19 protein-coding genes and 1 pseudogene are annotated in these 23,578 nt (G+C 54.9%); 5 read left to right on the top strand and 15 right to left on the bottom strand.

Annotated features, from left to right (window positions below; genetic code table 11):
* The 7 genes and pseudogenes from HED22_RS11990 to soxR all read right to left on the bottom strand — a co-directional run.
* Nucleotides 1–2,231, bottom strand: a pseudogene (locus HED22_RS11990) (Ig-like domain-containing protein); the annotation flags it as partial.
* A 143-nt stretch (nucleotides 2,232–2,374) separates the two neighbouring features.
* The gene (locus tag HED22_RS11995; RefSeq protein WP_167722468.1) at nucleotides 2,375–3,730 is read right to left on the bottom strand and encodes an HlyD family type I secretion periplasmic adaptor subunit; all 1,356 of its coding nucleotides are present in this window, start codon (nucleotides 3,728–3,730) and stop codon (nucleotides 2,375–2,377) included.
* Nucleotides 3,727–5,871 (bottom strand): peptidase domain-containing ABC transporter, encoded by a 2,145-nt coding sequence (locus tag HED22_RS12000; protein ID WP_167722470.1) that lies wholly within the window; start codon nucleotides 5,869–5,871, stop codon nucleotides 3,727–3,729. Before HED22_RS12000 ends, HED22_RS11995 begins: the two co-directional genes overlap by 4 nt.
* Entirely contained in the window at nucleotides 5,868–7,589 is a 1,722-nt protein-coding gene (locus HED22_RS12005; protein WP_167722472.1) for a peptidase domain-containing ABC transporter, read from the bottom strand. The genes HED22_RS12000 and HED22_RS12005 overlap by 4 nt, the downstream gene beginning before the upstream one ends.
* A 199-nt stretch (nucleotides 7,590–7,788) precedes the next feature.
* Nucleotides 7,789–8,196: an RNA-binding S4 domain-containing protein gene (locus HED22_RS12010; RefSeq protein WP_167723249.1), complete on the bottom strand. Its 408-nt coding sequence runs from the start codon at nucleotides 8,194–8,196 to the stop codon at nucleotides 7,789–7,791.
* A gap of 97 nt (nucleotides 8,197–8,293) precedes the next feature.
* A complete protein-coding gene (locus tag HED22_RS12015) occupies nucleotides 8,294–11,221 on the bottom strand; it encodes a helicase-related protein (protein WP_167722473.1) in 2,928 nt (975 codons plus the stop codon).
* Nucleotides 11,222–11,378: 157 nt separating this feature from the next.
* Nucleotides 11,379–11,840, bottom strand: coding sequence for a redox-sensitive transcriptional activator SoxR (gene soxR / locus HED22_RS12020; RefSeq protein ID WP_167722475.1), 462 nt, complete (start codon nucleotides 11,838–11,840; stop codon nucleotides 11,379–11,381).
* Between the two features lie 113 nt (nucleotides 11,841–11,953).
* On the opposite strand from soxR, the gene HED22_RS12025 reads away from it, so the two are divergent.
* On the top strand, nucleotides 11,954–12,541 hold the full coding sequence (locus tag HED22_RS12025; RefSeq protein ID WP_167722478.1) for an NAD(P)H-dependent oxidoreductase: 588 nt from the start codon (nucleotides 11,954–11,956) through the stop codon (nucleotides 12,539–12,541).
* A 192-nt stretch (nucleotides 12,542–12,733) separates the two neighbouring features.
* Here the strand turns inward: HED22_RS12025 and HED22_RS12030 are convergent, their stop codons facing one another.
* Nucleotides 12,734–13,060, bottom strand: coding sequence for an HPF/RaiA family ribosome-associated protein (locus HED22_RS12030; RefSeq protein ID WP_167722480.1), 327 nt, complete (start codon nucleotides 13,058–13,060; stop codon nucleotides 12,734–12,736).
* A gap of 289 nt (nucleotides 13,061–13,349) precedes the next feature.
* Between HED22_RS12030 and htpG the strand changes: the two genes are divergently transcribed.
* From htpG to HED22_RS12045, 3 genes are all read left to right on the top strand, one after another.
* A complete protein-coding gene (htpG, locus tag HED22_RS12035; RefSeq protein ID WP_167722482.1) occupies nucleotides 13,350–15,233 on the top strand; it encodes a molecular chaperone HtpG in 1,884 nt (627 codons plus the stop codon).
* Between the two features lie 158 nt (nucleotides 15,234–15,391).
* Nucleotides 15,392–16,726 carry a deoxyguanosinetriphosphate triphosphohydrolase gene (locus HED22_RS12040; RefSeq protein WP_254870000.1) on the top strand — a complete coding sequence of 445 codons (1,335 nt, stop codon included), beginning with the start codon at nucleotides 15,392–15,394 and terminating at the stop codon, nucleotides 16,724–16,726.
* Between the two features lie 11 nt (nucleotides 16,727–16,737).
* Nucleotides 16,738–16,968 (top strand): hypothetical protein, encoded by a 231-nt coding sequence (locus HED22_RS12045; protein ID WP_167722484.1) that lies wholly within the window; start codon nucleotides 16,738–16,740, stop codon nucleotides 16,966–16,968.
* Nucleotides 16,969–17,062: 94 nt separating this feature from the next.
* On the opposite strand, the gene HED22_RS12050 is transcribed toward HED22_RS12045, so the two are convergent.
* The 7 genes from HED22_RS12050 to HED22_RS12080 form a co-directional block, all read right to left on the bottom strand.
* On the bottom strand, nucleotides 17,063–17,260 hold the full coding sequence (locus HED22_RS12050) for a YqaE/Pmp3 family membrane protein (RefSeq protein WP_167722486.1): 198 nt from the start codon (nucleotides 17,258–17,260) through the stop codon (nucleotides 17,063–17,065).
* A gap of 30 nt (nucleotides 17,261–17,290) precedes the next feature.
* Entirely contained in the window at nucleotides 17,291–18,325 is a 1,035-nt protein-coding gene (locus tag HED22_RS12055) for an OmpA family protein (protein ID WP_254870001.1), read from the bottom strand.
* A 241-nt stretch (nucleotides 18,326–18,566) separates the two neighbouring features.
* The gene (locus HED22_RS12060; protein WP_167722488.1) at nucleotides 18,567–19,406 is read right to left on the bottom strand and encodes a hypothetical protein; all 840 of its coding nucleotides are present in this window, start codon (nucleotides 19,404–19,406) and stop codon (nucleotides 18,567–18,569) included.
* A 194-nt stretch (nucleotides 19,407–19,600) separates the two neighbouring features.
* The gene (xth, locus tag HED22_RS12065) at nucleotides 19,601–20,398 is read right to left on the bottom strand and encodes an exodeoxyribonuclease III (RefSeq protein ID WP_167722490.1); all 798 of its coding nucleotides are present in this window, start codon (nucleotides 20,396–20,398) and stop codon (nucleotides 19,601–19,603) included.
* A gap of 74 nt (nucleotides 20,399–20,472) precedes the next feature.
* Nucleotides 20,473–21,159, bottom strand: coding sequence for a fumarylacetoacetate hydrolase family protein (locus HED22_RS12070; RefSeq protein ID WP_167722492.1), 687 nt, complete (start codon nucleotides 21,157–21,159; stop codon nucleotides 20,473–20,475).
* 146 nt (nucleotides 21,160–21,305) lie between these two features.
* On the bottom strand, nucleotides 21,306–21,722 hold the full coding sequence (locus HED22_RS12075; RefSeq protein WP_167722495.1) for a cupin domain-containing protein: 417 nt from the start codon (nucleotides 21,720–21,722) through the stop codon (nucleotides 21,306–21,308).
* A gap of 149 nt (nucleotides 21,723–21,871) precedes the next feature.
* Nucleotides 21,872–22,858 carry a D-glycerate dehydrogenase gene (locus HED22_RS12080; protein ID WP_167722497.1) on the bottom strand — a complete coding sequence of 329 codons (987 nt, stop codon included), beginning with the start codon at nucleotides 22,856–22,858 and terminating at the stop codon, nucleotides 21,872–21,874.
* Nucleotides 22,859–23,058: 200 nt separating this feature from the next.
* Between HED22_RS12080 and HED22_RS12085 the strand changes: the two genes are divergently transcribed.
* On the top strand, nucleotides 23,059–23,574 hold the full coding sequence (locus HED22_RS12085; RefSeq protein ID WP_167722499.1) for an SH3 domain-containing protein: 516 nt from the start codon (nucleotides 23,059–23,061) through the stop codon (nucleotides 23,572–23,574).
* Nucleotides 23,575–23,578: the final 4 nt, after the last annotated feature.

Consider the following 23,578-nt stretch of genomic DNA (forward strand, 5'->3'; position numbering starts at 1 on the left):
GTCGCCGTCACACCCAGATCGAACGAACCACTGAAGTCATCGGCAGGCGTAATCGTCAGACCGTCAAGCTGATCCGAACCCAACGTCCAAGTGCCGTCGCCATTATCGGTCCCGGCAGACAAAGTCGCGCCATCAGGCACACCAGAGATTGTGACCGTCAGGGTTTCGGAGCTGTCGGTGAGACCTGCATCAATATCGAGCGCAATGGCGCTGTCTTCGGAACCGCTTGCATCCGACACATCAAGTGTCGGCGCATCGGCCACACCCGTAACATCAACCGTGATGCTGTCAGTCGTGGTCGCAACATCAGAACCATCCGCCGACGTCGCCGTCACACCAAGATCGAACGAACCACTGAAGTCATCCGCCGGCGTAATCGTCAGACCATCAAGCTGATCGGAGCCCAGCGTCCAGGTGCCATCACCATTGGCCGTACCAGCCGACAGGGTTGCGCCATCAGGCACGCCGGAGATGGTCACAGTTAGTGTTTCTGAGCTGTCAGTGAGGCTGGCATCAATATCGAGCGCAATGGCTCTGTCTTCGTTACCGGAGGCATCAGTGACATCAAGCGTCGGGGCGTCTGCGACACCGGTAACATCAACGGTGATGCTGTCCGTGGTGGTTGCAACATCCGAACCATCAGCAGAAGTCGCCGTCACACCCAGATCGAACGAACCACTGAAGTCATCGGCAGGCGTAATCGTCAGACCGTCAAGCTGATCCGAGCCCAGTGTCCAGGTGCCATCACCATTATCAGCACCAGCCGACAGTGTTGCGCCATCCGGCACACCACTGATCGTGATTGTCAGAGTCTCAGAACTGTCCGTAAGGCCCGCATCGATATCGAGTGCTATCGCATCGCCTTCACCACCGCTTGCATCAGCAACATCAAGCGTTGGGGCGTCGGCAACGCCTTCGACCTCGACCGTAAGGTTTTCCATCACGACGGCGGTGTCATCGCCATCAGTGGTCGAGACCAGAACGGAAAGGTCGATATCGCCGCTGAAGTTTTCAGCTGGCGTAATCGTCAAGCCATCAAGCTGGTCCGAGCCCAGCGTCCAGGTACCATCGCCATTGTCTGTCCCGGCCGAGAGCGTTGCGCCATCGGGAACACCTTCGATGGTGATCGAGAGGTTTTCGCTGCCATCAAGAAGCTCGGTATCAATATCAAGCGCGATCGCGCTGTCTTCGCGGCCACTGGCATCCGAAACATCAAGCGTCGCGCCGTCGGCAACGCCGGTGACGTCGACGGTGAAGCTGGAACTGGTGGTTGCCGTATCACCGTTGGCTTCGCGGCTGGTGGCGGAGATGTCAAGATCAATGCTGCCGCTGAAATCTTCCGGTGGCGTCAGGCTTAGGCCAATTAGTTGCCCGGCAGTAAGAGTCCACGACCCGTCACCGTTGTCGGTGCCAGCCGAGAGTACCGCACCTTCGGGAATGCCTGAAATCGTTATGGAAAGTGTTTCATTGCCGCCATCAAGGTCATTGAGAGATGCTGACAAATCAAGACTGATCGCACTGTCTTCGGCACCTGTGACATCATCCGCACTCAAGCTTGGCGCATCAGCGACCTTGGGTTCTTCAACCTCAACCTCGTCTTCGGGCTCGATTTCTTCCTCAAGCAGAAGTTCATCTTCTTCTAGGTCTTCATCCGCAGCAGCGGCCTCTTGAACCGGTGCGTCTTCAACAGGCGGGACAAAATCGGCCCGCAAGCCTTCATCCGTGTTGGGCCCGGGATCTTCGCGATCGCCGCGCAGCTCATTGGTATCGTTTGTCGAAAGCGGAACGTCGGGAAGCTCGACCGCGCTGGGCTCGGACTGCAGGGCAATCTCATCTGCACCGTCATTCCCAAGGGTGCTTTGGAAAGTGTCCGCACCTGTATCGAGATTATTTTCAATCTCGGCATTTTCGTTCAGGGAAAGCGTCTGCTGCTCGGTTGCTTCTTCGGCCTGTGCACGTTCCTCGCGCTGGGCGGCGGCATTCTGGCGCTGAAATGCCTGTTGTTCTTCAGCCTGCGGATTGCGGATCTGGGTGCCGTAATGCACCGATCCCAACTCCTGCTCCTGCGGACGTGCGGAACTGTCCTGGTCGTCGTGCAATTCGACCAGTTCATCACTCTCACCATCCTGACTAAGCGAGCGCTCCAGATCCTCTGATGCGGCCTCGTGGTCAAGATCGTTCCGAGCATCTTCAGAACGAGAATTTTCAGTATCGTTACGATCGTCCGCCATCTAACCCATTCTCCGTAAAGCGCGGAATAGGATAGGTCCTTTCCGCACCTCTATACAATAGTATAGAATCACTGTTGCCACCAGTGAAATGTACGGCCAGGCAGTAGAAATGAAGGACATTTCCAGCGGGACCAGATCGTTGCTCAGCGTTCGCTAAACGCTTGATCAAGCGAGACATAAACCGGCTTCAACAGATATTCAAGCAGCGTACGCTCCCCGGTTTGAATATCAGCCTGCACCGTCATGCCCGGTATGATTTTCTGAGCCTTCGCACCCTCGCCGACGGAGTCGTCATTGAGGGCAACTTTGCCCTTATAATACGGACGTCCATCTTCATCAACAAAAGTAGAGGCCGAAATTGAGACCAATTCGCCCTCAATCCCGCCATAGCGAATGAAGTCAAATGCACTGACCTTGACCGTGACCGGCTGCCCAAGATGAACATGGCCGATATCTTCAGTCGAAATGCGCGTTTCCGCGATCAGAACATCATCAACCGGTACCAGTTCCATCACCACCTGAGCCGGGGCAATCACCCCGCCAATAGTGGTGAATTGCAGGCCCTTTATATAGCCGCGGGTCGGGGCGACGATTTCAAGCCGCTCCACGCGATCACGCAATTTGCGGAGCGCTTCGCGGGCCTGTGCCATTTCCCCACCCAAACGTCCAAGTTCGGTAATTGCTTCTTCGCGTTGCGTTTTTTCAAGCTCATTGAGGCGCAAGTTTGCCTCGGCGATGGTTTCACGCGCACGCGCCTTTTCGGCAACCACGCCTGAAAGGTTGCCCTGTGCTTCGTTCAGTTCGCGCTGGATATTAAGGAACAGAACCTTGGAATTGAGCCCCTGCTCATAGAGCGAACGGCGCATCGTCACTTCCTGGCTGAGCAGATCAACCGACTTGCGAAGGGTTGCTTCCTGCTCGCTCAGCTGGGCCAGTTCGGCATTGCGTTCCTTGATCTGGACCTGAAGGATTTCGCTTTGATTGGCATCAAGCTCTGTCTGGATGCGATAGATTTCATCCTGATTCTGCGCCAATTCAGGATACTGCACCATCAGTACAGTGAAATCAGGTTCGCGCCCCTCGGCAAGGGCACGGTAACGCTCGGCTTCAAGCTGCAGATTGCCAAGCCGCGTTTCCGTCTGGGAGAGTTCGGCCTGCGCCCCATCGGCTTTTAACCGCATCAGGACCTGTCCTTTTTCAACCAGATCCCCGTCGCGCACCATGATCTGTTCGATAATACCACCCTCAAGATGCTGGATCTTGTTGACTGCACTGGTTGGCATCACCTGACCGAATGTGATCGCGGTTTCCTTGATTTCGGTCGTCGCCGACCAGGCCACGAGTGCCAGGAAGCCGACCGACAGCATCACCATGGCGGAGCGCACAAAGACGGAAATTCCACCTTCTTCAAGCAGGACCGCATGCGACAAGTACCGCGCCATGCGCCGTGAGCGCCGGAACCGCTGGATCGCAGTATCCTGAACTGCTGCATCACTCATAGGTAGCCTCCGTCTATCACTTGCTGCTTGATGCGTTCGGGCGGGCCGTCGCCGCGCAACTGTCCGCCATCAAGAACAAGAATGCGGTCTGCCAAATCCAGATGACTTGGCCGATGGGTAATCAGGAAGATGGTTGAACCACCGCGCAGGCGATTAATCGTGCTTTGGAAAGCACGGTCTGCACGCTGGTCCAAACCATTGGTGGGTTCATCAAACAAAATAATCGGCGCTTCACGCACAAGCGCGCGGGCAAGTGCCAAACGCTGCAGGAAGCTGGCCGAGAAGCGCGATGAATGCTGATCGCCAACACGGGTCTTGAACCCGTTGGGAAGTGCTTCGACTTCATCAAGCATGCCTGCTGCCATGCAGGCCATACGCAAATCATCGTCGGTCGCCACCGGGTTGGCCAGACGCAGGTTCTGCGCGATGGAGCCACGGAAAAACTCGATATCCTGCGGAACATAGGAAATGGCCTGACGCAGGGTCTGCGGATCCATCTGACGGATATCAGCCCCGTCAATCAAGACCGCACCCGCTTGCGGCTGATACATGCCGGCAATCAGTTTGATCAGCGAAGATTTACCCGCACCGTTCGCACCAACAACAGCCACAACCTGCCCCGGTTTGATTTCGAAATTAACCCCCATCAGGGCCGGATCTGAATCCGCTGTGTAACGGAAACTTACCCGTGAAAATGTCACGGCACCGTCAAAGCGATGCTGTTCGACCGAGCGCGGGACAAGATCGCCTTCGGGTGAGATCGTCATCAGACGGTTGATCTGGCGGACACTGCCGCGCAGCTGCGCCAGCCGCGGCATACCGAGAAACGCCTGATTGATCGGACCCAGAACCCGCCATGCCAGCATCATGGATGCCACCAAGGCACCGACACTCATCTGTGCGTCCATCACCCGCTGCGCGCCAAAGGCCAGAACAAGCGCACCCGATGTAATCATCAAAACCTGAGCGGATGTATTGATCACGTTATTGACCATCGCCACCCGGTAGCCTGCATAGGCCGTGTCGGCCGAAATATCGCGGAACCTCGTCAGCCAGCGCTTTTCGGACGCGGTATATTTCAATGCCGACATCTTGGCGACGGTTTCGACAAGGAATTCCTGCCGGTTTGCGCCATGTCGACCAAGTTCGGAAACACGCCGTGCGACAATCGGAAACGCCACAAGACCAATGATGGCAAACACACCGATCAATGCAATCGGGATCAGGGCCAGCCAACCGCCCAGATAGAACATGACGATCAGGAACAGCGGCACAAACGGCATTTCCATGATGACCATTGCCATCGGCCCGGTAAAGAATTCTCGGACACTTTCAAAGTCGCGAATACGCGAAATCTGCACACCGACCGGCGCACGTTCGGTAAAGGCTGGCGGCAAGGACAAGAGCCGTTCGAAAATGGCCCCGCTGACAAGCGTATCAAGGCGTGCGCCAAAATGACTGACGATCTGACTGCGCAAGGCACGCAGAATCCAGCTCAGGATCAGCACGATGCCGATCCCGATGGAAAACTGGATCAACATCGGAATGGAACGCGTGCCAATCACCCGGTCATAGATGCCCATGATAAAGATCGGGGTTGCCAGCGCCATGATGTTCAGAACAAAGGTCATGGCGAGCAGCTGATAACCAAGTCCCGAGAACCGGTCGGCAATACCGCCAAACCAGCCACGCTTGTCATCTTCGAAATAGCGTTCCCGCCGATCTGCCAACGAGAACTGATAAATCTTGCCCGGAAGCGCTGACAGCTTGATGACCATTTCACGGTCTGTTCCGCCATCAAAGACGCGCACGCCATTTTCTTCGGGCCGGATCACGACAAGGGCCGTGCCTTGGTCAGGAACGAACAGGCAGGGCATCAGACGTTCGTCAATCTGATCAAGCGTCGCGTCGATTTCGCGCGACTGATAATTCAGATGCGCCATCACATTGCGAAAATCGGTCAGATCAAGCGCCCGGTCCATATGCGGCAAAGCTTCTGCCACCTGGCGCGGCAAACCACGCCAGCCCAGCGCCTGAAGCAACGGCCAGACACATGCGTCAAAATCGGACAGGGCATCGGTGCTTTCCAGCCCCATCCGATAATTCATCGCATAGTCCATGTTTTCGAGCTTTTTCATCATGCTTCTGCCCCCGCACCCGCCGGGCTGCCAGTGTCCTTGGCAATAGTGGTCGTTTTGTTGGTACGACGCAGGACAGGCACAAGATGCTTGTCGATCAGGCGGTATTGCTTGTTGGCCATCGCAATCAGGGACGGGCGATGCGATACCATCACCAGCGTGCAGTGCTTTTTAAGCTCCACCATCAGGCTGGTCATGATGTTATCGCCTGCGATATCAAGCGAACTGTTGGCTTCGTCAAACAGGACAATGCGCGGATAATCAATAAGCGCCCGCGCAACCGCGATGCGCTGCTTAACACCGCGCGGCAGGGTTTCGGAAGCCTGACCACCAACCTCGGTGTCATAACCTTCGGGCATGCGCATGACGATGTCATCAAGGCCAAGACGACGCGAAATCTCGACCACACGTTCAATGCCGATTTCCTTACGAAACCCGGTAATGTTTTCAAGGATCGTGCCTTTGAACATCACGCCATGTTGCGGCAGATAGGCAATCTGACGGCGGGTGGATTCTGCTGTGTAATCCGCCGGGTCCTTGCCATCCAGAAGCACTTCCCCGCGATCAGGACGCAACGCCCCCATCAACAACCACAAAAGGGTTGTCTTGCCCGTTCCGTTATCACCGGTAATCGCGATGGAATCACCGGGCTCGACCAGCAGATCAAGGTCTTCGAAGATCTTTTTGCCATCGGCATGGGAGAACCCGACATTGCGCAGTTCAATCGTGCCGTCAAGCAACGGCATATCCGCCGATCCGAGCGTGTCTTCTTCTTCAATCTCAAACAGTTCATTGACCCTCTGGCGCGCAACCCGAATGTTCTGGAATTGCGTCCACAAGGTCATCGCCCGTTGCAACGGCTGGATCGACCGGCCCGAAAGCATCGTGCAGGCAGCAAGGCCACCCACGGTCATCTGGCCATTGATCACCAGTACACTGCCAACAGCCGCCACCAGAACCATGGTCATCATTGAAAAAGTCGCGCTGGCGTTAACGGCGGCATGGGCCGACCGTGCCGCACGCAGGTCATCCCCGGCACACTGTGTCTGCAGCTGATCGTGACGACGGATCATCAGGTTTTCCATCGCCATCGATTTGATGGTGTGGATCCCCGTCAGCGTTTCGATAATGAAGTTGTAACGTCGTTCGTCCGATTGGCTGCGATCATCAAGGGCGGCGCGCAGCTGACGCCCCAAGAACATTGCGGTCAAAAGAAACGCCGCAAGGATTGCAAGTGGCACAAAGACCAGTTTCCCGCCAATCACTGCAATCAGGGCCAGGAACAGAACAATGAAGGGCAAATCAACCACTGCCCCGATCGCCTGCCCGGAATAGAAATCACGCAACATATTAAGGCTATTGAGCCGCTGCAGATGCAGACCCGGCGCGGTTTTGCCATAGTCCGTCAAACTCGCCGACAGTAAATGACCCACCGCCTGTTGGGAGCTGTAATGTTCAAACTTTGCAGCTGAAAGCGAAGAGACATAAGACCGGCCGAGACGCAGAATGGCTTCAAGAACAAGCGCCCCCAAAACCCCGAAAATCAAAAGGGTAAGCGTCGGGATGGAGCTGTGCGGCAACACCCGGTCATAGACCTGCAAAAGTGTAATCGGCAAGGCAAGCGTCAGCAGGTTGATCACCAATGCCGTGATCAACAGCGCAAAGCGGCCGGTGCGCAGGTGCGACAATGTGCCGATATTCAATCGAGACCGACGTCTCATCAGGCGGGCAAGCTCCAGAATTTTACAAAATCTACCACCCCAAAGTGGTGGACATATACAATAAGATAGGATGCATACCGGATTGCCCCATCCAACGCAAGAAAATCGTGACGATAATACAACCGGATGTGACTCGTATTACCCGAAATAACCGACCATGGATCAGTTACGGCACAAATATCGGATATACCAACGCATATTATGCATTGCTGCCTTCACCGCGCAACCGGTCGAGGGCGCGACGTTCGGCCTTGGTCGGCCGCCCCGCCCCGGCTTCGCGTTCAGCGACCGGTGCCGTGCGGATATCGGATGCGACATCCTTTTTCGGCGTTCTGGGCGGAGAGTGATCACTGTAAAGCGTTTGCGCCTCTGGCGCCGGACCGCGACGTTGTCCAAGGGCCACGACTTCGATCACGCGCAAATGTGGTCCCTGAAAGAATTGCAGGCGATCACCGGCAACGACGGTGACACTCGCCTTGGAAACAGATTGACCGTTCAGAACAATATGCCCGGACTGGCATGCCTTGCTGGCAAGCGATCTGGTTTTGTAAAACCGCGCATGCCAAAGCCATTTATCAATCCGAAGCTTTTCTGCCTGTTCCGTCACAGCCACCGATTTCCTCCAATCAACGGAATGCTATACATTTGGAAAGCAGAACGGCGACCCACAAGGGTCGCCGTTCAACGCACAATTCTTGAAATGATCAGCCCTTGGCTTCAAGCATTTCCTTAAGCTTGGCAAATGGCGAGTCTTCGTTGATCTGATTGGCTTTTTCAGACGATTGATTGCGACCGCCACCCGGCTTGCCGCCACGACCACCTTTACCGCCCTGGTTCGGACGATTGCCGCCCTTGCCTTTCGCGCCACCCTTGCCACGTGCTTCCTGACGCGGACCGCGCTGACCACGGTTTTGACCACCACTGCGTTTGCGACGATCAACACGGACGAAGTATTTCACTTCGACCAGTTCATCCCCATCGGCATCGGTTTCAACCGCTTCGGTCTCTGCACTGGTCTCCGCAGCAGCTTCGGAAGCCGCTTCTGCCGCCTCGGCCGGTGCTGCCGGTTCAGCCTTGGTTTCCGTCGCGGCTGCTTCCTCTGCCGGGGCTTCGGCCTTGGCCTCGGTTGCTGCGGCTTCGGAACCTTCTGCCTTATCGGCATCAGCCTTGTCGGCTTCCGGCTTGGCTGTTTTGGCAACCTCTTCGGCCTTTTTCTCAGCTTCCTTGGCTTCAAGCTCGGATTTCTTGACCTTGGTCACCTCGGCACGCCAGCCAAGAGCGGTAAACACACCCTCAGCCTGTTCGACCGTGCAGCCCAGAAGCGACAGCAGATCAGGGTCAGGACGTACCTTGCCATCGTTTTCGCGCGCCTTCTGACGCAGAAGGGCAGCAAACCGTTCAAGCATATCCACACGCGCCGCAAGCGGGCCGACCGGCATATAACCGGCCGCCAGATAGAAGCCCTTGGAATTCGCACGGTCATTCGGGACAGAAGTGCGACCAGCCGGCGGCAATTCGGGAAGGGCATCAAGTTCGCGTGCGACCGCCCACAAAATGCCGCGCAGCTCAACCGGATCGGGTTTGAGCGCATCAAGCACATGGACAGTTTCAACACCCAGACGCACACCAAGCTTGGCAAGCGCCTTGCGGTCTTCGTCAGACAGGTCCTTGACCAGACTTTCAAGTTCCGAACGCGGCACACAGCCCAGGCCTTCGTTCAACTGGAACAGAAGACCACGAATCGGCCCCGACAGCTGACAATCGCGGAGCCGCGTCAGCATTTTAAGGCGCGTTTCGATATGGGCATTGATGAAATTCTGCAGCCGGGTACGCACCCGTTCACGGGTCGGACCATCAAAGAACTCGCTGTCGATGACCTGAATTTCGGGCGACAGAACCGTGTCACCTTTTTTCAGCACCCCGACCGGGGCCCCGTTCCACAGCACCTGAAGCTGTCCGTTTACTGCGAATTTGTCGTCTTCGTCAGTTTCAAGTTGTTTGACACGTTGGGCGATTTCGCCGGTCAACGCGCGACGTGCGGCACTGGCGATAGCCTTGCCTTCAAAAGCAGCATCGGTTTCATCAGCAATGAAACGGAATCCGTCAAGACGGCCGACAAATTCACCTTCGACCTGTACTTCACCATTCGCAGTGATGGTAGACATGAGTTCAGACTTGTCCTTGAGACTTTTCAATAAAACCGAGGTTCGTCTGTCAACGAACCTTTGGGTCAGGCGTTCATGTAGCACATCTGAGAGCTTGTCCTCAATGGCCCGCGTGCGTTCCTGCCAATGATTGGCATCTTCGAGCCAGTGATGCTTGTGCGATACATATGTCCAGACGCGAATACCTGCCAAACGTGATGACAACTGATCAATATCACCATCATAACGATCCAGACGCAAGATTTGTTCACCGAGCCAGTCGATGGGCAATTTGCTTCCGGGTTTCGCCAGATAGCGATAGATAGATGTTAGCAGCCTTGGATGCGCATCGGTATGGATATTTCTGAAGTCGGGAATTTGGCAGACTTCCCACAATAATTGTACCCGATCCGGCGCGGTTGCGATGCGTGCGACATCTTCGTTGCGCGCCAGATGATCAAGCATGATTTCATCAACCGGCTCCCGCGCCAGAATAAGGGTCGGATCATCAGACCGACGGCGCAGCGACTTCTGCAGCGCACCGACAGTTCGGAATTCAAGCCGGGCGTTCCGCCAAAACACTTTTGAAAGCGGCTCGAACTCGTGCTCTTCGATCTGTTCGATAATGTCGGGATCAATCCCTGAAAGATTGCCGGTCACGCCAAACGTGCCATCATTCATATGTCGCCCGGCACGGCCAGCAATCTGGGCAGTTTCGGCCGCTGTCAGGCCACGATTGAACTTGCCATCAAACTTTTTCATCGCGGCAAAGGCGACATGGTTGAGATCAAGGTTCAACCCCATGCCAATCGCATCGGTCGCAATCAGGTGTTCGACCTCACCATTCTGAAACATCTCGACCTGGGCATTCCGTGTCCGCGGGCTTAGCGCGCCAAGTACCACGGCCGCCCCCCCCTTCTGGCGGCGAACCAGTTCGGCAACCGCGTAAACTTCCTGGGCCGAAAACGTCACCACCGCCGACTGGGCTGGCAGGCGCTGGATTTTCTTTGCCCCGTTATAGGTCAGGGTCGAAAACCGTTCGCGACGATCAAATTCGACATTGTCGACCAGCTTGCGAATCACCGGACGGATGGTTTCCGCGCCCATGAACATGGTCTCGGAACGCCCGCGCGCATGCAAAAGCCGGTCGGTAAAGACATGGCCGCGTTCGGGGTCGGCGCACATCTGGATTTCATCGATTGCCAGAAAATCGACCTGTTTGGCGATTGGCATCGCCTCGACCGTGCACAGGAAATAACGCGCTGTTTTGGGAAGGATGCGTTCTTCACCGGTGATCAATGCCACCGCCCCCTTGCCGACCTTGGCGACTGCGCGGTCATAATTTTCGCGCGCCAGAAGTCGAAGCGGGAACCCGATCATCCCGGTCGTATGTGCCAACATCCGTTCCATGGCCAGATGGGTCTTGCCGGTGTTGGTCGGCCCCAATATGGCAAGGATACGAGGACCGGTTCGGGTTGAAATCTGCATCAAACTTTTCCAATCGACAGCCCAATGATCCGGGCCATCGCAATCAATGGGCCTTTCAACACGCGATCCGGCGCGCTGTCAAGCTTTCTGCCTGCTATCACCCGCCCTATCAAGCCGGTTCCAAAAGGCCAAAACGCCGGGTAGGCAGCAAAGCCGCCTATTCCTCTTCGAGTTCGAGTAACCTGGCCCCCGGACCATCACCCGCAAGCGTGTCATCAGGGTTGTACAGAGGGCACGCTGCAATCGACAAACACCCACACCCGATGCATTTCCCCAACTGATCGCGCAAACGTGTCAATTGTTCGATCCGCTCATTAAGATCATCACGCCATTGCGATGAAAGCTGCTCCCAGTCCTTGGCCGTCGGCACCGTGTTGCGCGGCAGTTCGTCCAAGGCCGCGCCGATTTCCGAAAGCGGAATCCCGGTTTTCTGCGCGACCTTGATAATGGCGAGCTTGCGCAAGACACCGCGGTGAAAACGCCGCTGATTGCCATCGGTCCGGATCGAACTGATCAGGCCCTTGCGCTCATAAAAATGCACTGCAGAAACTGCAATTCCGCACCGACTTGCGACTTCACCGACGCTCAGATAGCGCTGCAGCACGCCCTTTTCCGCCATTTCGCTTCTCCCATTGCCGACTTTGTAAAACTTCAAAAACGCGCTTGACCTTAACTTTAGTTGAGGTTTTAGAACCTTACGCATTGAAGGCAAATTGGCAAGGAGTCAAAGCCGTGAAAGAAACATTTAACATCGCCGTTATCTTCGGCAGTGCACGTGAAGGCCGCTTTTGCGACACTGTCGGAACCTGGGTGGTTGAAACCCTTAAATCCGATCAGGAGCTTTCGGTCGATACGATTGATCCCGCTGATCTGAATTTGCCCGCCGCCCACGTTGGTGCCGATCACCCTGCAGTACAGCAACTTCATACCGCACTGGCAGAGGCCGACGGGTTTGTCGTCGTGACCCCGGAATATAATCACAGCTTTACAGGCGAGCTAAAGCTCCTGATCGATGCGGCCAAACAGCAATGGAAACGCAAACCCGTTGCCTTTGTATCCTATGGCGGAATGTCAGGTGGCTTGCGCGCTGTTGAACAGTTGCGTCTTGTTTTTGCCGAACTGCATGCCATGACCATGCGCGACGTTGTCAGCTTTGCCCAAGGCTGGGACAAGTTCGATAATACCGGCCGCCCCAAAGACCTTAACGGCACGAACGCCGCCCTGCATCACATGATGACCGACTTTAAATGGTGGGCCGGTGCGCTGCGTGATGCACGGTATCCGCAAAGCCATGAGCAAGTTCTTGAGGCGATCGCATAACGCGTGTCCCTCCCGTGATTGAAGCGGCTTCCCCTAGCCAATTCAATACTGTGTATCAGTTCGGCGCTGCTTATCCCCCAACCCCGGCGGTGTCGGGCTGATACATCTCTCTGGCCACCTCGTGCCACCACACGAAAAAGCGGGGCGACCATCCGGTCGCCCCGCTTGCGTTTTCAAACCTCTTTGTGAACCTTAGTGGTTCCGCATCTTGTCTGCGTATTCCTTGAGCTGGCGCCGCGCCGCCTGAAAACTGTTTTTAAGCGCGATATAAACATCTTCATGGGCGTGGTCAGCACTGTCGCGCTTCACCATGATTTCCTTGCCCGGCACATGGATGCCAAAGTGTACGGCAAAGCGGTTTCCATGGTTATGAGAAGCCTGCGGGCGTTCCACTACAACATGACAACTGGTCATGCGATCGAAGGTTTCTTCCAGTTTTTCCACCTTGAAACGGATACGCTCATCAAGCGCATCAGACTGATCAACATCACGGTAGGTGATTTGAACGGGAACCTTCATGGTACGGCCTCCTGTGTAAAGCCTTGGACGCAATACAGGGCGTTGCACCCTGCAGACTAACCCGGCGCATTTGCTGCGGCTCGGGGACATTCAGGAACGCTTCCAAACTGTTTTGTGCGTCCCTGTAATAAAACCGTCTTTCTATATACTTAGGATACAAGACTTGCGCTGCAAGATGCGTTGACGCATATCAAGCTCGGTTTAAACTAAACCCCGTTGAGGTGTCGGTTCTTCTGCCAATATCGGAGGAGACTGACAGACGCTTGAAACAAAGGAGAAAAAAGAGGTCATGACGGAAGAAAAAATGCGGTTCGAGGCGGAAGTCAGCCGACTGCTCGATATCGTTGTCCATTCGCTTTACTCCAACAAGGACATCTTCCTGCGCGAGCTGATCTCCAACGCTTCGGATGCCTGCGACAAGCTGCGCTACGAAGCGATTGCCAAACCGGATTTGCTCGCTGGCGACGCTGAATTCAAGGTGCGCCTGCTTACAGACAATGTTCGCAATGTTCTGACGATTGCCGATAACGGGATCGGGATGAACAAGGAAGATCTGGTCGAAAACCTGGGTACCATTGCCAATTCCGGCACGGCAAAATTCCTTGATGCCGTTTCGAAATCCGAAAACGCCAAGGATGTCGATCTGATCGGTCAGTTCGGGGTTGGTTTCTATTCCGCCTTCATGGTCGCCAACAAGGTCGAAGTCGTCAGCAAGAAAGCGGGTGAAGATCAGGCATGGAAATGGTCATCTGATGGCAAGGGCGAATACACCATCGCCGAAACCGAGATGGAAGGCCGTGGCACGCAGATCACCCTGCACCTGACCGATGACAACAAGGAATTCACAGACGAAAATCGTCTGCGCCATATCGTCAAAACCTATTCCGACCATATCGGCATTCCGGTGGTCCTGATGAAGGGCGACGGTGATGAAACGCTGAACGAGGCATCCGCACTCTGGACCCGCCCGAAAAGCGAGATCACCGAAGAACAGTACAAGGAATTCTACAAGCATACCTCGCACGCCTTTGATGATCCGTGGAAAACCATCCACTATCAGGCAGAAGGTGCAATTGAATATACCGGTCTGCTGTATCTTCCGACCATGCGCCCGTTTGACCTTTATGATCCAAAGCGCAAAGGCCATCTGAAGCTTTATGTCCGCAAGGTCTTCATCACCGAGGGTGCTGACGAATTGCTGCCGCCTTGGCTGCGGTTTGTCTCCGGTGTGGTCGACAGTCAGGACCTGCCGCTCAACGTCTCGCGCGAGATGTTGCAGGACCATCCGCTGCTGACGAAAATCAAGAGCGGCCTGACCAAAAAGGTCCTCTCCGAACTCGAAAAGGCCGCCAAGAAAGACACCGAAGGGTTTGAAACCTTCTGGGAGAACTTTGGCGCGGTCGTCAAAGAAGGTCTTTACGAAGACCAGTCCCATCAGGACCGTATCCTTAAGATCGCCAAGTTCCGCTCGACCAACGGAGACGGCTGGACCACGCTTGCCGACTATGTCGAACGCATGAAAGACGGCCAGAAGGCGATCTATTACATCAGCGGCGAGGATATCGATGCGCTTAAACGCAGCCCGCAGCTTGAAGGCTTTGCTGCCAAGGGGATCGAAGTCCTGCTTCTGACCGATCCGGTCGATGAGTTCTGGATGCCCTCAGTTGGCCAGTTTGAAGAAAAAGACTTCAAATCTGTCACCCGTGGCGGCGCGGACCTCAATGACATCAAGTCTGATGACAAGGATGCCGACAAGGACGATAAGAAGGACGACGATGCCGCAAGTGATGCATCGGTCGATGCCCTGATTGCCGCGATCAAGCTGGCGCTTGGTACTGGGGTCAAGGACGTTCGGGAATCTGATCGTCTGACCAGTTCGGCCTGCTGTCTGATTGCCGATGAGATGGGCATGGATTTGCGGATGGAACGCCTGATGAAACAGCACAACCGTGTTGATGAAGTCAGCCCGCGCATCCTTGAAATCAACCCGAAACACAGCCTGATCAAAAAGCTGTCCGACATCGCGATCAAGGATGCCAAGGCCCCGATCCTGGGTGACGCAGCCCAGCTGCTGCTCGATCAGGCCCGCATCCTCGAAGGCGAAGCCCTGCCCGACCCGGTCAGCTTCGCCCGCCGCCTTGATCTGGTCATGGAAAAGGGTCTCGGTGCGTAACTGCCCCGACAAGACTTAGCGTTTGCAAAACGGCGCATCAGATGATGCGCCGTTTTCTTTTGGTTTGCGGCAAAATTTAAAATGCTTATTTACCAACAACCGGCATAAACATCCCAGATAGTGAAAAACCAAAGTCCGACCGGAAGGCGCGAAACAAGATGACTGCGATGATGAACTGGCAAAAACTGCTTTCACCGGCGCGCCTTGGCACCCGTCATTCCAGTGTCGGGCCGTTTGGCCGATCAGACTTCCACAAGGACTATGACCGGATCATTTTTTCCGCATCCTTTCGCCGCCTGCAGCGCAAGACACAGGTCCATCCCCTGCCGGAAAATGACAACGTCCATACCCGACTGACCCACAGTCTTGAGGTTTCCTGCATTGCCCGGTCGCTGGGGCTGATGGTTGGTCATCGCCTGCACGAAAAGGGTAGCCTGCCCGACACGATTGAACCTGACCACATGGCCGCCATCGTTCAAGCGGCGGCCCTTTGTCATGATATCGGCAACCCGCCTTTTGGTCATGCCGGCGAATATGCCATCCGCCAATGGTTTGTCGACGCCAGCCCGGAATACACCGAAAGCCTGACAGAGGCGGAGTTCGCCGATCTGACCACATATGAGGGGAATGCGCAGGGATTCCGCCTTCTGACCAACAAACGGACTGGTCTGTATGATGGTGGTATGCGCCTGACCTATGCGACATTGGCGAGTTTCCAGAAATATCCGTGGTCGGCCGCCGGAAGCCCCTTCCCGCACAAAAAGAAGTTCGGCGCGTTTCAAAAGGAATTCGCCCTGCTCGAAGAAGTCGCCAATGCCACAGGCCTGATCCGGACCGGTGATCAGGCATTTTGCCGACACCCGCTCGTCTATCTGGTCGAGGCCGCTGATGATGTTTGCTATGCCCTGATTGATATCGAGGACGGCGTCGAACTTGAACTGGTGGAGTTCGACGTTCTTGAAAAGATGCTGCTGCCTTGTATTTCGGATGAGCTTCCCGCCGAATACGCCCGTGAACCCAATGCCAGTCGCAAGATTTCCTTCCTGCGCGGCAAAATCATGACCGGGCTCATCGACGCGCTGGTCGACGCGTTTGTTGCCAATGAAGAAGCCCTTCTGGCAGGCGAATGGAAGGGCGACCTTCTGGCCTGTGCGGACGGCCCCTATAACGACCTCATCACTCAGGCCAAGTCATTCTCGGAAAAACAGATCATTCTCAACCGGCGAAAGGTCCAGATCGAGGTCGGGGCCTTTGCCCATCTCGAAACATTGCTTGAGACATTCTGCAAGACTGCCCTTGATGTCCACCGCGCCACATCAGAGGCCGATATTTCCTATCGTGCCGGTCGGGTACGTGAACTGATCGGCAAGGATGCCATGCCGATTGGCGCATCGCTTTATGACCTGTATCTGGTCATTCTCGATTATGTATCGGGCATGACCGATGACTTCGCCGCCCGCCTTGCGCGTGATATCGGCGGCGGGCAGCATTAGGGGCCGAACTCATGTGGTTGATTGGTCGCTTCATCGCACGATACCGGCGTCGTACGGCCTTTCTGGGCGCAGCGGCATTGGCCGCAATCATCTATGGTCTGGTCGAACAAAGTACACGCCCGGAGATCGAGGCGTGGTATTGGCCATCGCTTGCCAGTGCGGTGACATTTGTCGTCACCCGTTTTGTTATCGCGCGTCTGATCGGTCGGTTTATCGGCGGTGTGCGTCGAAAACTCCAATAGCGATCATGCACCAAACACAATAAAGGCAGGCTCGAAAGCCTGCCTTTACACTTCAGGTTACAATCTGTTCGCAATATCAGGCGAACAGGGTCAGTCAGTCCTGACCGCCACCCATGGCGCTGTTGATTTTCTTGTCGGTGTTATACTGACTCAGCGAGTAAACAGCCCAGATTGCGGCCGGAACCCAACCTACCAGCGTGATCTGCAAGATCAGGCAGATGATGCCAGCAATCGGACGCCCGATGGTAAAGAAAAGCAACCAAGGCAGAAGTAGTGCGATCAATAGACGCATGGATGAAATCCCCTTTTTAGTTCGACGTGCTTACATGCCGTCTTCGAAAGTGACCGTCACAACGCGGTTGCCCTGTTCAGCAACACCGTCTGCGGTGGAAACCGGTACATTGGCCTCGCCGCTGATGCTGATGATCAGTTTGCTTGCCGGGATACCGGCATCACGCAATTCCTTGACCACCGCATCGACACGCGACTTGGCCAGCATGTCATTATACATTGCATCACCGGCACGGTCAGCATAGGCAACCAGGGTGATCATTGCCGGTTCATATTTGCCATAGGCTTCAACGATACCATCAACAACAGACATCGCCTTGTCACTGACTTCGGCGCTATCGAAACCGAAATAGACATTCATCGGGACCGGCATCGGCATGGCTGCCATCGGGGCCGGTGCAGTATCAAGTTCGGCCTGAACGATCGCAAGTGCCTGATAGAATGCCGAACGGCAATTATCGATGTCTTCCTGCTGAATGTTTTCTTCAAGTTCCTGCAGCCAGCAGTCAAAACCGGTCTGCGCACGGGCGGCAGCACTTGCTGCCTTTTCACGACCACCGGCATCAAGCGCTGCCATCAGGTCCGCACGGGCAACCTCAACTTCGGCCATCGTACCGTCCGGCAGGTTACGCTCTGCAATTTCCTGCGGGCCTGCATCCATGCCCATCGCGGCAGTCTTGGAACGGTTGGTGAAATAGCGCGCATCCGACCAGTCAGCTTCGTCATATTCAGCCTGAGCAAGATCGGCATAATTCTGGTGAAGAGCAGCGTCAAAAGCCGACCCTTCGTCTGCCATCTCGCGTACTCCGGGAATATTCATGTTTGCGCACGCGCTCAAAAAGGCAGCGGCGGATACAACGGCAAGCAGTTTAGCTTTCATCGGTTTTACTCCTTGGTCTGACCGACTATCGGGATCCCATTCCCATTTTTCAGGCCCGGTGACGTTTGTTCCCAACGTCTTTTCTGGCCATCGTTGCGGGTCTTGTGACCCGTCAGTTTCCGTGCCGTTCTTGTTATCAATCAGATCAAAGACCTGACCCCGAATGCCGACCAGCCCCAAGCTCATGGTCAAGCGCCCCAAGACAACACAGATTGCGGATATACTTATCCCTATCCAGAAATATATAGAAGTCAAATTCATGAAAAAAAGCAGTGGGATAGAGAAAATTCAAAAACAGCCAACATCATGTCCCGCCTGCGACGTGGCCAAAACGGATGCCTGATGCCCCTGATAACGACAACGGCCCGACGCATGATGTTCATCCGTCGGGCCGAAGATCAACTCAGATCAATAAGATCAATTGGTGCTAGTCCGAAGAGCCGCCAAACAGTCCCTTCACTGCACCACCAAGCGCATCAGCACCATCTTTCAGCTTTGCGCCACCGCCGCTGGCAGCACCGCCGACGGCACCAACGACCCCCTTGCCGAGGTCACCGACCCCTTGCAACAGGCCATCAACATTCAGGCTGGAAACCGCCTTGAACACAGACGTGTTGATTGCAGTCAGAATTTCGCCTGCCACTTCGGCCGGGGTCGCCCCGCCATCATCCTTGCCAACATCGGTCAGGTGAATTTCCGGCAAGTTGGTCGACAGTTTCTTGCCCTGCAGGAAACCGGCCGAAACGCCGACATCTCCGTTCCGGACATAAACATCGTCAATAATGATCTTGGTCCCGCCCTCATCGGCAACACCACCGCCTGATGCTTCGCCGTCCGATCCGCCTGCACCGGTCGGGCCGGAGACACGCTGAACAAAGGCCTCAACATTGCGCTGGATGGTTGCGATGTTCGAACTGCCATTGCCCAATTCGTAAATCACGCTTGGTGAGTCCACGACGACCTCGATGATACGGATGGTATCGCTGGTCAGGGTCGTACCATCAAGGCGGACCGAAATATTGCCAAGCGAGAACGCGTAGTCGGTGTTGAAGCCATCCGGATTACCCACCACAAGCCCGTTAATCGAAGCGGTATTTTGCGTTGTCTCAATCGATACCCCGTCAACCGTGACATCGGCCAGGGTCACACGCGTGCCAGCCTCTTCGATTGTGGATTTCACAATGTCATCAAGATTGACGTAAACATATACAAGCCCGCCGACGACCAAAACGATGATCGCTGCCAGCCCAATCAGTACCTTTTTCATTGCCCGTATCCTGCGTAGTGAGCCACCGAAATTGCGTGAGTTTTATCCCTATGAAATCAAATGGGCACGCATCTGGTTTCCTTCAACCAGAAGAGTTGCGCTGATCTGCCTGACAATCAAGTTATTTCACATGACAAAACAGCGGATTAGGTTTCCCTGATCCGCTGTTTTCGTTCGGTTTGATCGCGCTTTTGTCAGAGGTTGAATTCAACCACAACGGGGGCATGGTCCGACGGTTTTTCCCAGTCACGGGCGGGATCATAGACAGATGCTGTGCGGACTGTTCCGGCCATATTGGGCGTCATCCAGACATGATCCAGGCGACGTCCCTTGTTGCTCTTGCGCCAATCGCGCGCACGATAGCTCCACCAGCTAAACAGCTTTTCCGGTTCCGGCACCACTTCGCGCACGGCGTCGATGAAATCGCCTGACTGGCGGAATTTCTCAAGAATTTCCACCTCGACCGGGGTGTGGCTGACAACACGCAAAAGCTGCTTGTGCGACCATACGTCGTTTTCCGATGGGGCAATATTGAAGTCACCCACCAGAACCGCCTTGCGATCCGGGTTGGCGGCGCGACGTTCACGCCACCAGCTGGTCATTTCATCAAGGAAAGACAGCTTGTGGGCAAACTTTTCATTGATCGCCGGGTCCGGTTCATCGCCACCTGCCGGGATATAGAAGTTATGAAGTTCGACACCGTTTTCAAACTTCGCCATGCAGTGACGGCGGTCTTCCTTGCCACAGAAATTCTTGATATCGGTTTCAACGAACGGCAGGCGCGAAACAATCGCAACCCCGTTATAGCTTTTCATGCCGTGATTATGGCGATGCACATAGCCCGCCGCTTCAAAGGCATCATGGGGGAAATGCTCATCCGGGCATTTCAATTCCTGCAGGCAAAGCGCATCAGGCTGCTGTTCTTCAAGGAACTTGACGACCTGTTCGATACGCAGACGAACGGAATTGATGTTCCAGCTTACGATTTTCAAAACGGGCTCCGTTTTCATACTTTTAGGGAGGGGCTTTTCGACATGGGCTCCTGACCCACGATCCGCCGCGTGTCCTATTTCAAGGTAACGGACAGGTCCGCAACATCGGCAATCACCAGATCCATGCGATCCCCGCGCACGACCTTGCCAACACCTTCGGGCGTTCCGGTAAACAGAAGATCGCCCGGCTTGAGTTCAATCAGCGTCGAAAGGTGCATCAGCGCATCAACCACCGGCCAGATCATTTTGGCCGTGGTATCGTTCTGTCGGACCTCGCCATTGACCGACAGTTTCAGATTGGTCGCATGCGGATTACCTGCATCGGCTTTGGGCCGGATGGCGGAAATGGCCGCACAGCCATCAAAGGATTTCGCCATATCCCATGGCAGGCGACGCTCCTTAAGACCCGCCTGAACATCGCGGCGGGTCATATCAAGACCGGCGGCATAACCGAAAATAGCGTCTTCGACAGCGGCCCGATCCAGATCCTTGCCGCCTTTTGACAAGGCCGCCACGAGTTCGCCCTCGTAATGCAGATCTTCGGTCCCCGAGGGGTATGGCAGATCACCATTACCAACCACCAGGCAGTCGGTCGGCTTCATGAAGACACAGGGTGGAGTATCCGAGGGGTCAGAACCCATTTCGCGAACGTGCTCGGCGTAGTTCTTGCCGATGCAGAAAATGCGGTTTACCGGGAAAACGTCGTCAGAGCCCTGAACCGGAATGGTCGTCGGTGCAGGTGCGTCAAAGATCAAACTCATGATGACCCCATGTTGTTTATTCAAACTTTGCAACAGTCATAAACAAGCACGGTTCAGAAAGAAACGACCAAAACGATTTGGCAGACATCTGCTGTCAGGAATTGTCAGGAGGCGTAATCGTCACCCCATGGGAGCACATTTGCCGATTACTTCTGATTGTCACACTTCTCAAGCTTCTCAAGCTTCTCGCCAAGGATCATATCCCGCACTTTGGTCCTTGCAGCCATCAAGACAGAAAACTTTTCAGGGTCATGAAGCGCCGGCACAGCAAGGATGAGAAGCTTGGCTGCTTCGCCCGCATTGACATGCAAATGGTATCGCTGCCCCTGAGGGATTGAAATGCAGCTGTCACGGCTTTCAAAGACATTGCCATCACCATCGCTGATTTCAACGGTTCCGGAACGCACAAAGACAATCTCTTCGGCATGACGGGTTTGAACGCCCGACACCACGCATGGTCCCTGCAAGGCGACTTCGCGTGTCGCAAGACAGGATGCAACCTCATCATTTACCGGGGTCGCCGTGTCCTGATCAGTAACAAGGGTATTAAGCCGTCTTACCATTTGTGCAATTCCCGAAATTAAAACCTGTTTGGTTTGAACGCGGGGAAAATGCCGATATCGGGCAAAGCACACCATCCACAAATGGGGAGTGCAGAAAAAAGGGGTGATACAACCTGTACCACCCCTTTGAAATCATTATGAAATGCGGATTACAATAATCCTTCGATCACACGATCCGGTGGTGTGTGACCATCAACAAAGGTCTTGATGTTGATCAGGACCTTCTCGCCCATGTCAACGCGACCCTCAATCGTGGCTGATCCCATATGCGGCAACAGCACTGCGTTTTGAAGTTCCAGCAATTTCGGGTTTACCGCCGGTTCGTGTTCAAACACGTCCAGACCGGCACCGGCAATTTCACCATCCGCCAGCATCCGGGTCAGGGCCGGTTCATCAACGATCTCGCCGCGCGCAGTATTCACCAGAATCGCATGCGACTGCATCAGTTTCAAACGTCGTGCCGACAGCAGATGATAGGTCGCTGGCGTATGCGGACAGTTGACCGAAATGACATCCACATGGGCCAGCATCTGATCAAGGCTTTCCCAATAGGTTGCATCAAGTTCTTCTTCGATATCGGGATGTACACGCCGGCGGTTATGGTAATGCACCGACAGGCCAAAGCCCTTTGCACGGCGTGCAAGTGCACGGCCAATGCGGCCCATGCCCACAATGCCAAGCCGCTTGCCCCAGATACGATGACCCAGCATAAGCGTCGGGCCCCAGCCATCCCATGCGCCCTTGCGAATAAGGCGTTCGCCCTCTGCCAGACGGCGCGATACCGACAGGATAAGCGCCATGGTCATATCGGCGGTATCCTCGGTCAGTACGTCGGGCGTGTTGGTCACGGTGATGCCGCGCGAACGTGCGGTTTGCAAATCGACATGATCAACACCGGTACCGAAATTGGCAATCAGACGCAGGTTCGGCCCCGCATGGGCCAGAACCGCCGCATCGATCTTGTCGGTCACGGTCGGCACCAGCACGTCAGCTTCCTTGACCGCATCAATCAGTTCCTGCTTGCCCATCGGCGCATCGTCAATATTCAGACGCGCGTCAAACAGTTCCATCATGCGGGTTTCAATCGCTTCCGGCAGCTTCCGGGTCACGACGACAAGCGGTTTTTTCTTGGTCATGTGCCGATCCTATGCGGTCTTTTAACTCTTTTTCAGACAAAATACGGCATGTTGCATTTTCATGCCCTGCCGCACTGCAGTGATGCCATGCCAAAAGGTACAAAAGCAAGGATTTTGACGCATTTTTTGTAATTTTATTTCGCAATCGCGAACTTTTACAAAAGCCGTGCAAATGAAATAAACGAGGGAATACCAACAAGATGCCGCAGATTTTGCGCAAATTTCTGTATCGCTTCATGGCTTTGGCGATTCTGGGCAGCCTGACCACACCGATCGTGGCCAGCGCACAGGAATCGGGCCTGCCGATCCCGCGATTTGTCGCACTGCGCTCTGACAAGGTGTTTTTGCGGGCTGGTCCGGGGCTGCGATATCCGAAAGTCTGGATTTATCATCGCCGCAACATGCCGATGGAAGTGGTGTCTGAATTCGACACCTGGCGCAAAGTCCGTGACTGGGAAGGCAGCGAAGGCTGGGTCCATCAGAGCCTTTTGGTCGGATCGCGCCATGTCATCGTTACAGACGAGAACATCACGCTCTATTCTGCGGCCGACAAGAACGCACGCAAGATCGCGCTTGTCTCGACAAGCGTGATTGGCAGCATCGAGGATTGCCCGACCACCGTCGACTGGTGTCAGCTACGTTTTGGTGATTTCGAAGGATGGACGCCCCGTCATGGCTTTTGGGGCATCTATGAGGACGAGAATATCGAAGGATAACAAT

The organism is Thalassospira sp. HF15, assembly GCF_011806525.1.
Taxonomy (GTDB): domain Bacteria; phylum Pseudomonadota; class Alphaproteobacteria; order Rhodospirillales; family Thalassospiraceae; genus Thalassospira.

Excerpts from the sequence above, each read along its gene's own strand:
- HED22_RS11995 (WP_167722468.1), bottom strand. The coding sequence starts at position 3,730 with ATGAGTGATGCAGCAGTTCAGGATACTGCGATCCAGCGGTTCCGGCGC.
- HED22_RS12000 (WP_167722470.1), bottom strand. The coding sequence starts at position 5,871 with ATGATGAAAAAGCTCGAAAACATGGACTATGCGATGAATTATCGGATG.
- HED22_RS12005 (WP_167722472.1), bottom strand. The coding sequence starts at position 7,589 with ATGAGACGTCGGTCTCGATTGAATATCGGCACATTGTCGCACCTGCGC.
- HED22_RS12015 (WP_167722473.1), bottom strand. The coding sequence starts at position 11,221 with ATGCAGATTTCAACCCGAACCGGTCCTCGTATCCTTGCCATATTGGGG.
- soxR (WP_167722475.1), bottom strand. The coding sequence starts at position 11,840 with ATGGCGGAAAAGGGCGTGCTGCAGCGCTATCTGAGCGTCGGTGAAGTC.
- HED22_RS12030 (WP_167722480.1), bottom strand. The coding sequence starts at position 13,060 with ATGAAGGTTCCCGTTCAAATCACCTACCGTGATGTTGATCAGTCTGAT.
- htpG (WP_167722482.1), top strand. The coding sequence starts at position 13,350 with ATGACGGAAGAAAAAATGCGGTTCGAGGCGGAAGTCAGCCGACTGCTC.
- HED22_RS12040 (WP_254870000.1), top strand. The coding sequence starts at position 15,392 with ATGACTGCGATGATGAACTGGCAAAAACTGCTTTCACCGGCGCGCCTT.
- HED22_RS12045 (WP_167722484.1), top strand. The coding sequence starts at position 16,738 with ATGTGGTTGATTGGTCGCTTCATCGCACGATACCGGCGTCGTACGGCC.
- HED22_RS12050 (WP_167722486.1), bottom strand. The coding sequence starts at position 17,260 with ATGCGTCTATTGATCGCACTACTTCTGCCTTGGTTGCTTTTCTTTACC.
- HED22_RS12055 (WP_254870001.1), bottom strand. The coding sequence starts at position 18,325 with ATGAGCTTGGGGCTGGTCGGCATTCGGGGTCAGGTCTTTGATCTGATT.
- HED22_RS12060 (WP_167722488.1), bottom strand. The coding sequence starts at position 19,406 with ATGAAAAAGGTACTGATTGGGCTGGCAGCGATCATCGTTTTGGTCGTC.
- HED22_RS12070 (WP_167722492.1), bottom strand. The coding sequence starts at position 21,159 with ATGAGTTTGATCTTTGACGCACCTGCACCGACGACCATTCCGGTTCAG.
- HED22_RS12075 (WP_167722495.1), bottom strand. The coding sequence starts at position 21,722 with ATGGTAAGACGGCTTAATACCCTTGTTACTGATCAGGACACGGCGACC.
- HED22_RS12080 (WP_167722497.1), bottom strand. The coding sequence starts at position 22,858 with ATGACCAAGAAAAAACCGCTTGTCGTCGTGACCCGGAAGCTGCCGGAA.
- HED22_RS12085 (WP_167722499.1), top strand. The coding sequence starts at position 23,059 with ATGCCGCAGATTTTGCGCAAATTTCTGTATCGCTTCATGGCTTTGGCG.